Source organism: Streptomyces sp. NPDC002328 (assembly GCF_042890065.1).
In the GTDB taxonomy this organism is placed as follows: Bacteria; Actinomycetota; Actinomycetes; order Streptomycetales; family Streptomycetaceae; genus Streptomyces.
The window spans coordinates 493,708-508,888 of sequence record NZ_JBIARQ010000002.1 but is presented as its reverse complement, the minus strand read 5'-3'; the positions used below and the strand labels follow the sequence as shown (position 1 = coordinate 508,888).

Sequence of the window (15,181 nt, the reverse complement as noted above, 5' to 3'; positions counted from 1 at the left end):
CCGGGTCCGGGGCGGTGGCCTGGGTGATCTTCCGGTGCTTTCCCGACGATCTTGCACTCACGGGGTCCCACGGGCCGCTTTCCGTTCGACGGACAGCTCAGGACCACGTACACTCCTACGTCGTTGGCCTTCAACAGCCGTGCCACAACCGGTGCACACCGAGCATCCGGGCGGATGCGGTACGTTGGGGGACACACAAAGGGTCGTAGCTCAATTGGTAGAGCACTGGTCTCCAAAACCAGCGGTTGGGGGTTCAAGTCCCTCCGGCCCTGCTACACACACCTTCGCCAGGTGGTGTGCGCATGTACGTACAGAAATGCACTGCCGTGCGGCTCAGACCGGGCGCGGCACGGCCACGACCCGGGAACAGGTGAGGAAATGGCGGACGCCGTGGGCTCCATCGACACGCCTGATGCCCAGGACGAAGCGCCTGAGGAGCAGAAGAAGACCCGCAAGGGCGGCAAGCGCGCGAAGAAGGGCCCGCTGAAGCGGCTCGCCCTCTTCTACCGCCAGATCGTCGCGGAGCTCCGCAAGGTCGTCTGGCCGACGCGGAACCAGCTGACGACGTACACGACCGTGGTGATCGTCTTCGTCGTGATCATGATCGGCCTGGTGACCGTGATTGACTATGGACTCAGCCACCTCGCCAAGTACGTCTTCGGCTGAGCCAGAAGCGAAGGGCGCCGGGGGATCGGCGCCCCTTTCGCGTGTTCCACCCCTATGTATCCAGGAAGAAGCAGCCACCGTGTCTGACCAGAACCTGAACGACGCCATCGAGCCGGACCAGGCTGACGACGAGCTCGACATCGTCGAGGGCGCGGACGAGGACCTGGACGAGTTCGAGGCTGCCGACGCCGAGGCGGGGGAGCCCGCGGAGGAAGCCGCGCTCCACGTCGAGGACGCGGATGACGCTGCCGAGGCCGACGACGACGCCGAAGCCGACGACACCGAGGACGCCGAGAGCGCCGAGGACGTCGCGGATGACGAGGACGAGGACGAAGCCGAGGAAGAGCCGGCCGAGCCCGTCGACCCCATCGCCGCCCTGCGCGAGGAGCTGCGCACGCTGCCCGGCGAGTGGTACGTGATCCACACCTACGCCGGCTACGAGAACCGCGTGAAGACCAACCTGGAGCAGCGCGCCGTCTCGCTGAACGTCGAGGACTACATCTTCCAGGCCGAGGTGCCGCAGGAAGAGGTCGTCCAGATCAAGAACGGCGACCGCAAGACCATCCGCCAGAACAAGCTCCCCGGCTACGTGCTGGTGCGCATGGACCTGACGAACGAGTCCTGGGGCGTCGTCCGCAACACTCCCGGCGTGACCGGCTTCGTGGGCAACGCCTACGACCCGTACCCGCTGACCCTGGACGAGATCGTCAAGATGCTCGCCCCGGAGGCCGAGGAGAAGGCCGCCCGTGAGGCCGCCGAGGCCGAGGGCAAGCCGGCTCCGCAGCGCAAGGTCGAGGTCCAGGTGCTGGACTTCGAGGTCGGCGACTCGGTCACCGTCACCGACGGCCCGTTCGCCACGCTTCAGGCCACGATCAACGAGATCAACGCCGACTCCAAGAAGGTCAAGGGTCTCGTGGAGATCTTCGGCCGTGAGACTCCGGTCGAGCTGAGCTTCGACCAGATTCAGAAGAACTGAGTCGGTCGTTCCGGTAAGAACAGGTCAGGGTCGGCTCTCAGGGGCTTCCTGACCTGCTCGTTTTTTGGCCGCGCATCTATACCCGCTATCGTTGTGCGGTATGCCTGCGTTCGGGTGGTCCCCCTACGCAGGCATGGACCCGAATGAAAGGACCCGGAGAGCTATGCCTCCCAAGAAGAAGAAGGTCACGGGGCTCATCAAGCTCCAGATCCAGGCCGGCGCGGCCAACCCGGCTCCGCCGGTCGGCCCGGCGCTGGGCCAGCACGGCGTCAACATCATGGAGTTCTGCAAGGCCTACAACGCGGCGACCGAGTCGCAGCGTGGCTGGGTGATCCCGGTGGAGATCACGGTCTACGAGGACCGCTCCTTCACCTTCATCACCAAGACGCCGCCGGCCGCGAAGATGATCCTCAAGGCCGCGGGCATCGAGAAGGGCTCGGGCGAGCCGCACAAGACCAAGGTCGCCAAGATCACCGAGGCGCAGGTCCGCGAGATCGCCCAGACCAAGCTCCCCGACCTGAACGCCAACGACCTGGACGCCGCCGCGAAGATCATCGCCGGCACCGCGCGTTCCATGGGCGTCACGGTCGAGGGCTGATCTCTCAGCCCCGCAGCACCTTCGTAGAACTTCATGCGGCCTCGGCCGCGCGTGGCAGGGCCTGCTCGGCCCGTACCACGACTCCTCAGAACACACAGGAGCAGCAGTGAGCAAGCGCAGCAAGTCTCTCCGCGCTGCGGACGCCAAGATCGACCGGGAGAAGCAGTACGCCCCGCTCGAGGCCGTCCGTCTCGCCAAGGAGACCTCCACGAGCAAGTTCGACGGCACCGTCGAGGTCGCCTTCCGCCTGGGTGTCGACCCTCGCAAGGCCGACCAGATGGTCCGTGGCACCGTGAACCTGCCGCACGGCACCGGCAAGACCGCCCGGGTCCTGGTCTTCGCGACCGGTGACCGTGCTGCGGCCGCGGAGGCCGCGGGCGCCGACATCGTCGGCTCCGACGAACTGATCGACGAGGTCGCGAAGGGCCGTCTGGACTTCGACGCCGTCGTCGCCACCCCGGACCTCATGGGCAAGGTCGGCCGCCTCGGCCGCGTGCTCGGTCCGCGTGGTCTGATGCCGAACCCGAAGACCGGCACCGTCACCCCCGACGTGGCCAAGGCCGTCACCGACATCAAGGGCGGCAAGATCGAGTTCCGTGTCGACAAGCACGCGAACCTGCACTTCATCATCGGCAAGACGTCGTTCGACGACAGCAAGCTGGTGGAGAACTACGGCGCCGCGCTGGAGGAGATCCTCCGTCTGAAGCCGTCCGCCGCCAAGGGTCGCTACATCAAGAAGGCCGCGATCAGCACCACGATCGGCCCCGGCATCCAGATCGACCCGAACCGCACCCGCAACCTCCTCGTCGAGGAGGACCCGGCCGCGGTCTGAACCTGACGGTTCACCCCACTCGCAGTCGGCGACGAGCCCCGCAACCTTCCGAGGTGCGGGGCTCGTCCCTTTTCGCGTACGGGGCTTTCCCCGTACGACTGTCAGTGCCGTGCGTTACCGTGCGGACACTGGATTCGTTGGGGGTGGAACGGATGGGGAAGTCAACGGGCGTGCGCCGGGCGGGCGTCTCGATCGTCGCGATGGGCCTGCTGAGCGGGGTGGCCGCGTGCGGCTCGGGCGGCTCCGGGAGCTCGGCGGAAGGTTCCGGCGGGGACCGGGCCACGGACAAGGGCGGCTCCGTCCTGAGCCCCGTCGCGGCCCTGCTGAGCGCCGAGAAGTCCACCGACCGCGCCGACTCCGCGAAGGTCGAGTCCACGACGACCATGGGCTCGGTGATGTCCATGACGGCCGACGGCTCCCTCGGCTGGGGCGACGGCATCACCGGCACGCTCACCATCACGTACACCGGCGGCTCCATGGCCGACACCATGCGCCAGATGGGCACCACGTCGATGGAGGCCCGCTACCTGCCCGACGCCTACTACGCGCGCATGGGCGACGCCTTCGCCGAGCAGGCCGGCGGCAAGCACTGGATCAGGTACCCGTACGACGCCCTGGAGGACCTCGGGGGCGGGTCCGGCGCGTATCTGAAGGACCAGATGCAGAACACCACGCCGAACCAGTCGGTGAAGCTGCTGCTGGCCTCCGGGGACGTGCGCAGGGTCGGCGAGGAGAAGGTGCGCGGCGAGGACACCACGCACTACTCGGGCAAGGTCGCCGTCGCCGACCTCGCCACCCGCAACTCCAACCTCAGCGAGAGCCAGCTCGCCGACCTGAAGAAGCAGCTGGAGCAGGCCGGCGTCACCACCGAGACCGTCGACATCTGGGTCAATGACGACGATCTGCTGGTCAAGAAGATCGAGAAGGGCGAGACGGCGAACGGGCAGTACACCCAGACCGCCTACTACAGCGACTACGGCACCGAGGTCTCGGTGGAGGCGCCCCCGGCGGGCGACACCGCGGACTTCTCCGAGCTGCTGCGCAAGCAGTCGTCCACGGGTTGACGGCCGAAAACGCGCCCGAAACTCGGAGGACGGCAAAGAGATCGCCGGGATATGGTCCCTGGTGGCTGATTGGACGCGGGGGAGAAACGCGTCCCGATGTCCTGGGGGGACACACATGAACGTACGCCGTAACGTCGTCGGGGCTTCCGCCGCGGCTCTGCTGCTCACCGGCGCGGTGGGCTGTCAGAGCCTGGGGAAGGGGGCCGACCGGTCCGCCGCGCAGGTCCTGACGGCCGCCTACGAGAAGACGACCGAGGCCAAGTCGGCCAAGGTCACGATGACGATGAAGGCGCCGGCCGCCATGAAGGCCGGGGGCGACATGAAGATGTCCGGCGTCATGGGCTGGGACCCCACCGTCATGGACCTCACGATGGAGGGCTCGGCCCTCGCGGCGGAGCCGGGAGCTCCGGAAAAGGTCCGGATGATCATGCGTGACAACGTCATGTACATGGACATGGGGGAGAAGATGTCGTCCGACATGGACGGCAAGCGGTGGATGAAGCTGGACCTGAACGCGATGGCGAAGGCCGCCGGCGACGCCGCCCTGAGCAAGCAGATGGCCTCCGGCCTGGAGAACATGAACCAGGACCCGACCAAGCAGCTGGCCATCCTGCTCGACTCGCCCAGCCTCAAGCACATGGGCAGCGAGAAGATCGGCGGCGTGGAGGCCCAGCACTACAAGGGCACCCTCACCGTCAAGGAGATGATGGAGTCCAACGGCTCGCTGGACGTCCTCGACCCCAAGGAGCGGGACGAGCTGCTGAAGCAGCTGGAGAAGTCCGGCATCAAGGGCTACGACACCGACGTCTGGGTCAACGACGAGGATCTGCCGGTGCGGATGGACGTCGGCATGGACACCCCGCAGGGCACGGTCGACATCTCCATGACCATGTCCGACTACGGGGCGAAGGCCGAGGTCAAGGCTCCGCCGGCGGCCGAGACCTTCGACCTGCTGGAGATGTTCAAGGACCTCGGGGAGAGCCTGAGCGACCCCGCGCTCGACAAGGAGCTGTCCGAGCTGGACGGGTCGGACCTGGACCTCTCCGGGCTGGAGACCGCGCCCGCCGCCTGACCCCTTCCCGACCGTGCGGGGAGCGGATTTGCCTGACGGCGATCCGTTCCCGTACGCTTCCTGAGAAGCCAAAGACCGCTGGTCGTTGCCGTGCGCTCGAGAGAGGGCGCGGTGGCCGAAGGATCCGCTGATTATGCGGGCGACCCGCGCAGGTGACTGTGGAAGTGCTCCCGGATCGACATCCGTCCTCGACGGATCCTGTCCGGTCGAGCTACGCCCCGTGCGCCTGCGCCGGGGCGTTTCGTCTGTTCAAGCCCCTTCTGAGCGGTCCTCATCACCCGGAAGGAGGCCGACGCTCATGGCAAGGCCCGACAAGGCTGCCGCGGTAGCCGAGCTGACGGAGCAGTTCCGCAGCTCGAACGCCGCTGTGCTGACCGAGTACCGGGGTCTCACCGTGGCGCAGCTCAAGAACCTGCGCCGTTCGCTCGGTGAGAACGCCCAGTACGCCGTGGTGAAGAACACGCTGACCAAGATTGCGGCCAACGAGGCCGGGATCACGACGCTGGACGACCTGTTCAACGGTCCGACGGCGGTCGCCTTCGTCACCGGTGACCCGGTGGAGTCGGCGAAGGGTCTTCGTGACTTCGCCAAGGACAACCCGAACCTCGTCATCAAGGGCGGTGTCCTTGACGGCAAGGCGCTGTCCGCCGACGAGATCAAGAAGCTTGCGGACCTCGAGTCCCGCGAGGTTCTGCTCTCCAAGCTGGCGGGTGCCTTCAAGGGCAAGCAGTCCCAGGCTGCGCAGCTCTTCCAGGCGCTTCCGTCGAAGCTCGTCCGCACCGTGGACGCCCTTCGCGCCAAGCAAGAAGAGCAGGGCGGTGCCGAGTAGCTCGGCTCGCGAAATGACCGCTGCTGCCTGAGGCAGCGGTCGTAGCGGGCCGAACGTCTACGCAGTCACGCCGAATGGCGTACGCCCGCCATACATGTACATCCGGCACCAGCCGATTTGAGTGGAAGGATCGCCCACCATGGCGAAGCTCAGCCAGGAAGACCTGCTCGCGCAGTTCGAGGAGATGACCCTCATCGAGCTCTCCGAGTTCGTGAAGGCGTTCGAGGACAAGTTCGACGTCACCGCCGCCGCCGCGGTCGCCGTCGCGGGTCCGGCCGGTCCGGCCGCCCCGGCCGAGGCCGTCGAGGAGCAGGACGAGTTCGACGTCGTCCTCACCGGCGCCGGCGACAAGAAGATCCAGGTCATCAAGGTCGTGCGCGAGCTGACCTCCCTGGGTCTGAAGGAGGCCAAGGACCTCGTGGACGGTGCCCCGAAGCCCGTCCTGGAGAAGGTCGCCAAGGACGCCGCGGAGAAGGCCGCCGAGGCCCTCAAGGGCGCCGGCGCCTCCGTCGAGGTCAAGTAAGCGAACAGCCCCGTCCGGGGCTGTAACGCTCACGTACCGAGGAGCGATCATCCATCCGGGTGGTCGCTCTTCGGCGTTCCCGGGGTCCGGCCACGGTTGCCTTGCACCTGAGTTCGCGAGGGGTATGGTGATCTTCGTCGTGTCTCCGGGTACCCCCGGTTCGGGCAAGGGGGCCTTGACGAACCGCACGCAGCGCGCAATTCTCAGGACGCGTCGTCACAAGGATCCGAATCCGAGGCATGGATCGACGACGAAGAGGGCAGTATGACCGTGCGTTGAGGCAAGCAGACCGAGGGCGTTGAGAACTACGAGGGTCTCGAAGAACCCGCACTGGACATCAGTGTGCCAACTGGCTACACTGACCCTTTGCGCTGCCTGTTAGCTGTCCCCTGCCCGTCACCAGGGGCATGCCCTCGCCCGAGCATCGACGACTGGATCCGCCTGACCTGGCCCTTCGGCCGATCGAGCGCCATCTGTCTCCATGTGTGGGAGAGGGGCCGGCACGCGCGTAGTGAGTCCGAGCCCTCGGAAGGACCCCCTCTTGGCCGCCTCGCGCAACGCCTCGACCGCGAATACGAACAACGGCGCCAGCACCGCCCCGCTGCGCATTTCCTTTGCAAAGATCAAGGAGCCTCTCGAGGTTCCGAACCTGCTCGCGCTGCAGACCGAGAGCTTCGACTGGCTGCTCGGCAACACCGCTTGGCAGAGTCGGGTCGAGGAGGCTCTGGAGAACGGTCAGGACGTCCCCACCAAGTCCGGGCTCGAGGAGATCTTCGAGGAGATCTCCCCGATCGAGGACTTCTCCGGGTCGATGTCGCTGACCTTCCGTGACCACCGTTTCGAGCCGCCGAAGAACTCCATCGACGAGTGCAAGGACCGCGACTTCACCTACGCCGCGCCGCTCTTCGTCACCGCCGAGTTCACCAACAACGAGACCGGCGAGATCAAGTCCCAGACGGTCTTCATGGGCGACTTCCCGCTCATGACCCACAAGGGCACCTTCGTCATCAACGGCACCGAGCGTGTCGTGGTGTCGCAGCTGGTCCGTTCGCCCGGCGTCTACTTCGACTCCTCCATCGACAAGACGTCCGACAAGGACATCTTCTCCGCCAAGATCATCCCCTCCCGGGGCGCCTGGCTGGAGATGGAGATCGACAAGCGCGACATGGTCGGTGTCCGCATCGACCGCAAGCGCAAGCAGTCCGTTACCGTCCTCCTCAAGGCCCTCGGCTGGACCACCGAGCAGATCCTGGAGGAGTTCGGCGAGTACGAGTCCATGCGCGCCACCCTGGAGAAGGACCACACCCAGGGCCAGGACGACGCGCTGCTCGACATCTACCGCAAGCTGCGTCCGGGCGAGCCCCCCACGCGTGAGGCCGCGCAGACGCTGCTCGAGAACCTCTACTTCAACCCCAAGCGCTACGACCTCGCCAAGGTCGGCCGTTACAAGGTCAACAAGAAGCTGGCCGCGGACGCGCCCCTCGACGCCGGTGTGCTCACCGTCGAGGACGTCATCGCGACCATCAAGTACCTGGTCAAGCTGCACGCCGGCGAGACCGAGACGGTCGGCGACAGCGGTCAGACGATCGTCGTCGAGACCGACGACATCGACCACTTCGGCAACCGTCGTCTGCGCAGCGTCGGCGAGCTCATCCAGAACCAGGTCCGCACCGGCCTGGCCCGTATGGAGCGCGTCGTCCGCGAGCGCATGACGACCCAGGACGTCGAGGCGATCACGCCGCAGACCCTGATCAACATCCGGCCGGTCGTCGCCTCCATCAAGGAGTTCTTCGGCACCAGCCAGCTGTCGCAGTTCATGGACCAGAACAACCCGCTGTCGGGTCTCACCCACAAGCGCCGTCTGTCGGCTCTTGGCCCGGGTGGTCTCTCCCGTGAGCGGGCCGGCTTCGAGGTCCGTGACGTGCACCCGTCTCACTACGGCCGTATGTGCCCGATCGAGACGCCCGAAGGCCCGAACATCGGTCTGATCGGTTCGCTCGCCTCCTACGGGCGCGTCAACGCGTTCGGTTTCGTGGAGACGCCGTACCGCAAGGTCGTCGAAGGCGTCGTCACCGACGAGGTCGACTACCTGACGGCCGACGAGGAGGACCGCTTCGTCATCGCGCAGGCCAACGCCACGCTCGACGACGACCTGCGCTTCACCGAGAACCGCGTCCTGGTCCGCCGCCGTGGCGGCGAGGTCGACTACGTCCCCGGTGACGACGTGGACTACATGGACGTCTCGCCGCGCCAGATGGTGTCGGTCGCGACCGCCATGATCCCCTTCCTGGAGCACGACGACGCCAACCGTGCCCTCATGGGCGCGAACATGATGCGTCAGGCCGTGCCGCTCATCAAGAGCGAGTCCCCGCTCGTCGGCACCGGCATGGAGTACCGCTCCGCCGTCGACGCCGGCGACGTGGTCAAGGCCGAGAAGGCGGGTGTGGTCCAGGAGGTCTCCGCGGACTACATCACCACGACCAACGACGACGGCACGTACATCACGTACCGCCTGGCCAAGTTCGCCCGCTCCAACCAGGGCACCTCGGTCAACCAGAAGGTCATCGTCAACGAGGGCGACCGGATCATCGAGGGCCAGGTCCTGGCCGACGGTCCGGCCACCGAGAACGGCGAGATGGCGCTGGGCAAGAACCTGCTCGTGGCGTTCATGCCGTGGGAGGGTCACAACTACGAGGACGCGATCATCCTGTCGCAGCGCCTCGTGCAGGACGACGTCCTCTCCTCGATCCACATCGAGGAGCACGAGGTCGACGCCCGTGACACCAAGCTCGGCCCCGAGGAGATCACCCGGGACATCCCGAACGTCTCCGAGGAGGTCCTCGCCGACCTCGACGAGCGCGGCATCATCCGCATCGGCGCCGAGGTCGTCGCCGGCGACATCCTGGTCGGCAAGGTCACGCCCAAGGGCGAGACCGAGCTGACCCCGGAGGAGCGCCTGCTGCGCGCGATCTTCGGTGAGAAGGCCCGTGAGGTCCGTGACACCTCGCTGAAGGTCCCGCACGGCGAGATCGGCAAGGTCATCGGCGTCCGCGTCTTCGACCGCGAGGAGGGCGACGAGCTTCCCCCCGGTGTGAACCAGCTGGTGCGCGTGTACGTGGCGCAGAAGCGCAAGATCACCGACGGTGACAAGCTCGCCGGCCGTCACGGCAACAAGGGCGTCATCTCCAAGATCCTGCCGATCGAGGACATGCCGTTCCTGGAGGACGGCACCCCGGTCGACATCATCCTCAACCCGCTCGGCGTCCCGTCCCGAATGAACCCGGGACAGGTGCTGGAGATCCACCTCGGCTGGCTCGCCAGCCGCGGCTGGGACGTCTCCGGTCTCGCCGACGAGTGGGCGCAGCGGCTCCAGGCCATCGGCGCCGACAGCGTCCAGCCCGGCACCAACGTCGCCACCCCGGTCTTCGACGGCGCGCGTGAGGACGAGCTGGCGGGTCTGCTCCAGCACACCATCCCCAACCGCGACGGCGAGCGCATGGTGCTCCCGTCCGGCAAGGCGCGGCTGTTCGACGGCCGTAGCGGTGAGCCGTTCCCGGACCCGATCTCGGTCGGCTACATGTACATCCTGAAGCTGCACCACCTGGTCGACGACAAGCTGCACGCCCGCTCGACCGGTCCGTACTCGATGATCACCCAGCAGCCGCTGGGTGGTAAGGCGCAGTTCGGTGGCCAGCGCTTCGGCGAGATGGAGGTGTGGGCGCTGGAGGCTTACGGCGCCGCGTACGCCCTCCAGGAGCTCCTGACCATCAAGTCCGACGACGTCACCGGCCGCGTGAAGGTCTACGAGGCCATCGTCAAGGGCGAGAACATCCCCGAGCCCGGCATCCCCGAGTCCTTCAAGGTGCTCATCAAGGAGATGCAGTCTCTCTGCCTGAACGTGGAGGTGCTGTCCAGCGACGGTATGTCCATCGAGATGCGTGACACCGACGAAGACGTCTTCCGCGCTGCGGAGGAGCTCGGCATCGACCTGTCCCGGCGCGAGCCGAGCAGCGTCGAAGAGGTCTGACGGGAGTTCGGCAGGCCTTGAGCGATCAAGGCCTGCCGGCCCCGGGACCCCCGTTTCAGACCCCAAGACTTACAACCCTGAGAGGGATTGACGCATAGTGCTCGACGTCAACTTCTTCGACGAGCTCCGGATCGGCCTGGCCACCGCGGACGACATCCGTCAGTGGAGCCACGGCGAGGTCAAGAAGCCCGAGACCATCAACTACCGCACCCTCAAGCCCGAGAAGGACGGACTCTTCTGCGAGAAGATCTTCGGTCCGACCCGGGACTGGGAGTGCTACTGCGGCAAGTACAAGCGCGTCCGCTTCAAGGGCATCATCTGTGAGCGCTGCGGCGTCGAGGTGACCCGCGCCAAGGTGCGCCGTGAGCGGATGGGCCACATCGAGCTGGCCGCCCCCGTCACCCACATCTGGTACTTCAAGGGCGTTCCGTCGCGGCTGGGCTACCTGCTCGACCTCGCCCCGAAGGACCTGGAGAAGGTCATCTACTTCGCGGCGTACATGATCACGTACGTCGACGAGGAGCGCCGCACCCGCGACCTGCCCTCGCTGGAGGCGCACGTCTCCGTCGAGCGCCAGCAGATCGAGAACCGCCGGGACGCCGACCTGGAGGCCCGCGCCAAGAAGCTCGAGACCGACCTGGCCGAGCTCGAGGCCGAGGGCGCCAAGGCCGACGTGCGCCGCAAGGTGCGCGAAGGCGCCGAGCGCGAGATGAAGCAGCTGCGCGACCGCGCCCAGCGCGAGATCGACCGGCTCGACGAGGTGTGGACCCGCTTCAAGAACCTCAAGGTCCAGGACCTGGAGGGCGACGAGCTCCTCTACCGCGAGCTGCGTGACCGCTTCGGCACGTACTTCGACGGCTCGATGGGCGCCGCGGCGCTCCAGAAGCGCCTGGAGTCCTTCGACCTGGACGAGGAGGCCGAGCGCCTCCGCGAGATCATCCGTACCGGCAAGGGCCAGAAGAAGACCCGTGCGCTCAAGCGCCTGAAGGTCGTCTCCGCGTTCCTCCAGACCAGCAACAGCCCCAAGGGCATGGTGCTGGACTGCGTGCCGGTCATCCCGCCGGACCTGCGTCCGATGGTGCAGCTGGACGGTGGCCGCTTCGCGACCTCCGACCTGAACGACCTGTACCGCCGTGTGATCAACCGCAACAACCGCCTGAAGCGGCTTCTCGACCTCGGCGCGCCCGAGATCATCGTGAACAACGAGAAGCGCATGCTCCAGGAAGCCGTCGACGCGCTGTTCGACAACGGTCGTCGTGGCCGGCCGGTCACCGGTCCGGGCAACCGCCCGCTGAAGTCCCTCAGCGACATGCTGAAGGGCAAGCAGGGTCGTTTCCGTCAGAACCTGCTCGGCAAGCGAGTCGACTACTCGGCGCGTTCCGTGATCGTCGTCGGCCCGCAGCTGAAGCTGCACCAGTGCGGTCTGCCGAAGGCGATGGCGCTGGAGCTCTTCAAGCCGTTCGTGATGAAGCGCCTGGTCGACCTGAACCACGCGCAGAACATCAAGAGCGCCAAGCGGATGGTCGAGCGCGGCCGCACCGTGGTGTACGACGTCCTCGAAGAGGTCATCGCCGAGCACCCGGTGCTGCTGAACCGTGCGCCCACCCTGCACCGCCTCGGCATCCAGGCCTTCGAGCCGCAGCTGGTCGAGGGCAAGGCCATCCAGATCCACCCGCTCGTCTGCACCGCGTTCAACGCGGACTTCGACGGTGACCAGATGGCCGTGCACCTGCCGCTGTCCGCGGAGGCGCAGGCCGAGGCCCGCATCCTGATGCTGTCCTCGAACAACATCCTCAAGCCCGCCGACGGCCGTCCGGTGACGATGCCGACCCAGGACATGGTCCTCGGTCTGTTCTTCCTCACCACCGACGGCGAGATGCGGGACGTGAAGGGCGAGGACCGCTCCTTCTCCTCCGTCGCCGAGGCGATCATGGCCTTCGACGCGGGCGAGCTGTCGCTCCAGTCGAAGATCGACGTCCGCTTCCCGGTGGGCACCATCCCGCCGCGCGGCTGGACGGCCCCGGTCGCGGAGGAGGGCGAGGAGCGCGTCGGCGGCGAAGGCGAGTGGCAGCAGGGCGACAGCTTCCGGCTGAAGACCACGCTGGGCCGCGCGCTCTTCAACGAGCTGCTGCCCGAGGACTACCCGTTCGTCGACTACGAGGTCGGCAAGAAGCAGCTCTCCGAGATCGTCAACGACCTCGCCGAGCGCTACCCCAAGGTCATCGTGGCGGCGACGCTCGACAACCTGAAGGCGTCCGGCTTCTACTGGGCCACCCGTTCCGGCGTCACCGTCGCCATCTCCGACGTCGTCGTCCCCGAGGCGAAGAAGGAGATCGTCCGCGGTTACGAGGCGCAGGACGAGAAGGTCCAGAAGCAGTACGAGCGCGGTCTGATCACCAAGGACGAGCGCACGCAGGAACTCATCGCGATCTGGACCAAGGCGACCAACGAGGTGGCCGAGGCGATGAACGAGAACTTCCCGAAGACCAACCCGATCTTCATGATGGTGAACTCGGGTGCACGAGGCAACATGATGCAGATGCGTCAGATCGCCGGTATGCGTGGTCTCGTGTCGAACGCCAAGAACGAGACGATCCCGCGTCCGATCAAGGCCTCGTTCCGTGAGGGCCTGTCCGTGCTGGAGTACTTCATCTCCACCCACGGCGCCCGTAAGGGTCTGGCGGACACCGCCCTGCGTACCGCCGACTCGGGTTACCTCACCCGTCGTCTGGTGGACGTCTCGCAGGACGTCATCATCCGCGAGGAGGACTGCGGCACCGAGCGCGGTCTGAAGCTGCGGATCGCCTCGAAGGACGAGAACGGCGTTCTGCGCAAGGCCGGGGACGTCGAGACCAGCGTCTACGCCCGCATGCTCGCCGAGGACGTCGTCATCGACGGCAAGGTGATCGCGCCGGCCAACGTGGACCTGGGCGACGTGCTCATCGACCAGCTGGTGCGCCACGGGGTCGAGCAGGTCAAGACCCGCTCGATCCTGACCTGTGAGTCCACCGTCGGCACCTGCGCCATGTGCTACGGCCGCTCGCTGGCCACCGGCAAGCTGGTCGACATCGGTGAGGCGGTCGGCATCATCGCCGCCCAGTCCATCGGTGAGCCCGGCACCCAGCTGACGATGCGTACCTTCCACACCGGTGGTGTGGCCGGTGACGACATCACGCAGGGTCTGCCGCGTGTCGTCGAGCTCTTCGAGGCCCGTACCCCGAAGGGTGTCGCCCCGATCTCCGAGGCCCAGGGCCGCGTGCGGATCGAGGAGACCGAGAAGACCAAGAAGATCGTCATCACGCCGGACGACGGCAGCGACGAGACGGCGTTCCCGATCTCGAAGCGCGCCCGTCTGAAGGTCAGCGAGGGCGAGCACGTCGAGGTGGGCCAGCAGCTCACCGTGGGTACCCAGAACCCGCACGACGTGCTGCGCATCCTCGGCCAGCGCGCCGTCCAGGTGCACCTGGTCGGCGAGGTCCAGAAGGTCTACAACTCGCAGGGCGTGTCGATCCACGACAAGCACATCGAGATCATCATCCGGCAGATGCTGCGCCGGGTGACGATCATCGAGTCCGGCGACGCGGAGCTGCTGCCGGGCGAGCTCGTCGAGCGCGGCAAGTTCGAGACCGAGAACCGTCGTGTGGTGCAGGAGGGCGGTCACCCGGCCTCCGGTCGTCCGCAGCTCATGGGTATCACCAAGGCCTCGCTGGCCACGGAGTCCTGGCTGTCGGCGGCGTCCTTCCAGGAGACGACCAGGGTCCTCACGGACGCGGCGATCAACGCCAAGTCCGACTCCCTGATCGGCCTCAAGGAGAACGTCATCATCGGTAAGCTCATCCCGGCCGGTACGGGTCTGTCCCGCTACCGCAACATCCGGGTCGAGCCGACCGAGGAGGCCAAGGCCGCCATGTACTCGGCCGTCGGCTACGACGACATCGACTACTCGCCGTTCGGCACGGGCTCCGGCCAGGCCGTCCCGCTGGAGGACTACGACTACGGTCCGTACAACCAGTAAGGCGTACGTCTGACGCACTGAAGGGCGGTCACCCCCTGGGGGGTGGCCGCCCTTCGGCGTGTTCAGCGGCCGGTCAGCTCCCACAGCGCGACGGCGCCCGTCGCCATGGCGGCGAGGGCGCCGATGCTGGCCACCGGCCAGCGGGAGCGTTCCAGCGCGTCCAGGCGCTGCTCGTGGTCGGCCAGCTGTTTGTCGGTCTGGTCGCTGCGCTGGACCAGCAGCGCGAGCTGGCCGTCGGCACGGGCGAAGCCCGCCTCCACGGTGCCGCGCAGCCGTTCCAGTTCCACGGCGACGGCGGCCGGGTCGGAGAGGGGTTCGTTCACGCGTCGCTCTTTTCGCCGTGCGGGATCTCCGTACGCAGCCACGCGGGCATCAGGGCCTGTACGGCCGGCAGGGCCATGACGCGGGTCACGGCACCGGCCACGGCCAGGGCCCCCGCGACCCGGGGCAGGGTCTCGGGGACGCCCACGGTGTCGACGACCGCCGGCAGCAGGACGCACAGGCCGACGGCGGTTTGCAGGACGGTGCGGAGGGCCCGCTTCGTGGCCAGGGACATGGGGGGTACCTCGCGGTTTCGTG

Annotated in this window: 12 protein-coding genes and 1 tRNA gene; 11 read left to right on the top strand and 2 right to left on the bottom strand. The window is 66.9% G+C overall.

All coding sequences use genetic code 11. From position 1 onward, the window contains the following. The first annotated feature begins 199 nt into the window (after nt 1–199). The 11 genes from ACFYX4_RS08680 to ACFYX4_RS08630 all read left to right on the top strand — a co-directional run bounded on the left by ACFYX4_RS08680 (nt 200) and on the right by ACFYX4_RS08630 (nt 14,602). Nucleotides 200–272: transfer RNA gene (locus ACFYX4_RS08680), tRNA-Trp, on the top strand. A gap of 106 nt (nt 273–378) precedes the next feature. Then, the gene (gene secE / locus ACFYX4_RS08675; protein WP_389328069.1) at nt 379–666 is read left to right on the top strand and encodes a preprotein translocase subunit SecE; all 288 of its coding nucleotides are present in this window, start codon (nt 379–381) and stop codon (nt 664–666) included. Between the two features lie 79 nt (nt 667–745). Continuing rightward, nucleotides 746–1,642 (top strand): transcription termination/antitermination protein NusG, encoded by an 897-nt coding sequence (nusG, locus tag ACFYX4_RS08670; protein ID WP_389328066.1) that lies wholly within the window; start codon nt 746–748, stop codon nt 1,640–1,642. 163 nt (nt 1,643–1,805) lie between these two features. Beyond that, a complete protein-coding gene (gene rplK, locus ACFYX4_RS08665; RefSeq protein WP_003998857.1) occupies nt 1,806–2,240 on the top strand; it encodes a 50S ribosomal protein L11 in 435 nt (144 codons plus the stop codon). A 106-nt stretch (nt 2,241–2,346) separates the two neighbouring features. Further along, entirely contained in the window at nt 2,347–3,072 is a 726-nt protein-coding gene (gene rplA / locus ACFYX4_RS08660) for a 50S ribosomal protein L1 (protein ID WP_389328063.1), read from the top strand. A 152-nt stretch (nt 3,073–3,224) separates the two neighbouring features. Then, a complete protein-coding gene (locus ACFYX4_RS08655; protein WP_389328060.1) occupies nt 3,225–4,136 on the top strand; it encodes a hypothetical protein in 912 nt (303 codons plus the stop codon). A gap of 115 nt (nt 4,137–4,251) precedes the next feature. After that, the gene (locus tag ACFYX4_RS08650; RefSeq protein WP_389328057.1) at nt 4,252–5,208 is read left to right on the top strand and encodes a hypothetical protein; all 957 of its coding nucleotides are present in this window, start codon (nt 4,252–4,254) and stop codon (nt 5,206–5,208) included. A 298-nt stretch (nt 5,209–5,506) separates the two neighbouring features. Then, nucleotides 5,507–6,037 (top strand): 50S ribosomal protein L10, encoded by a 531-nt coding sequence (gene rplJ / locus ACFYX4_RS08645; RefSeq protein ID WP_389328054.1) that lies wholly within the window; start codon nt 5,507–5,509, stop codon nt 6,035–6,037. 139 nt (nt 6,038–6,176) lie between these two features. Beyond that, a complete protein-coding gene (gene rplL, locus ACFYX4_RS08640) occupies nt 6,177–6,560 on the top strand; it encodes a 50S ribosomal protein L7/L12 (protein ID WP_389328051.1) in 384 nt (127 codons plus the stop codon). Between the two features lie 541 nt (nt 6,561–7,101). Continuing rightward, nucleotides 7,102–10,587 carry a DNA-directed RNA polymerase subunit beta gene (gene rpoB, locus ACFYX4_RS08635; RefSeq protein ID WP_389328048.1) on the top strand — a complete coding sequence of 1,162 codons (3,486 nt, stop codon included), beginning with the start codon at nt 7,102–7,104 and terminating at the stop codon, nt 10,585–10,587. A 97-nt stretch (nt 10,588–10,684) separates the two neighbouring features. Next, the gene (locus ACFYX4_RS08630) at nt 10,685–14,602 is read left to right on the top strand and encodes a DNA-directed RNA polymerase subunit beta' (RefSeq protein ID WP_389328045.1); all 3,918 of its coding nucleotides are present in this window, start codon (nt 10,685–10,687) and stop codon (nt 14,600–14,602) included. A 62-nt stretch (nt 14,603–14,664) separates the two neighbouring features. Here the strand turns inward: ACFYX4_RS08630 and ACFYX4_RS08625 are convergent, their stop codons facing one another. Together ACFYX4_RS08625 and ACFYX4_RS08620 are read right to left on the bottom strand one after the other, a co-directional pair. Then, nucleotides 14,665–14,925 (bottom strand): hypothetical protein, encoded by a 261-nt coding sequence (locus ACFYX4_RS08625; protein WP_389328042.1) that lies wholly within the window; start codon nt 14,923–14,925, stop codon nt 14,665–14,667. Beyond that, complete coding sequence (locus ACFYX4_RS08620) at nt 14,922–15,158, bottom strand: hypothetical protein (protein WP_389328040.1); 237 nt, start codon at nt 15,156–15,158, stop codon at nt 14,922–14,924. The genes ACFYX4_RS08625 and ACFYX4_RS08620 overlap by 4 nt, the downstream gene beginning before the upstream one ends. Nucleotides 15,159–15,181: the final 23 nt, after the last annotated feature.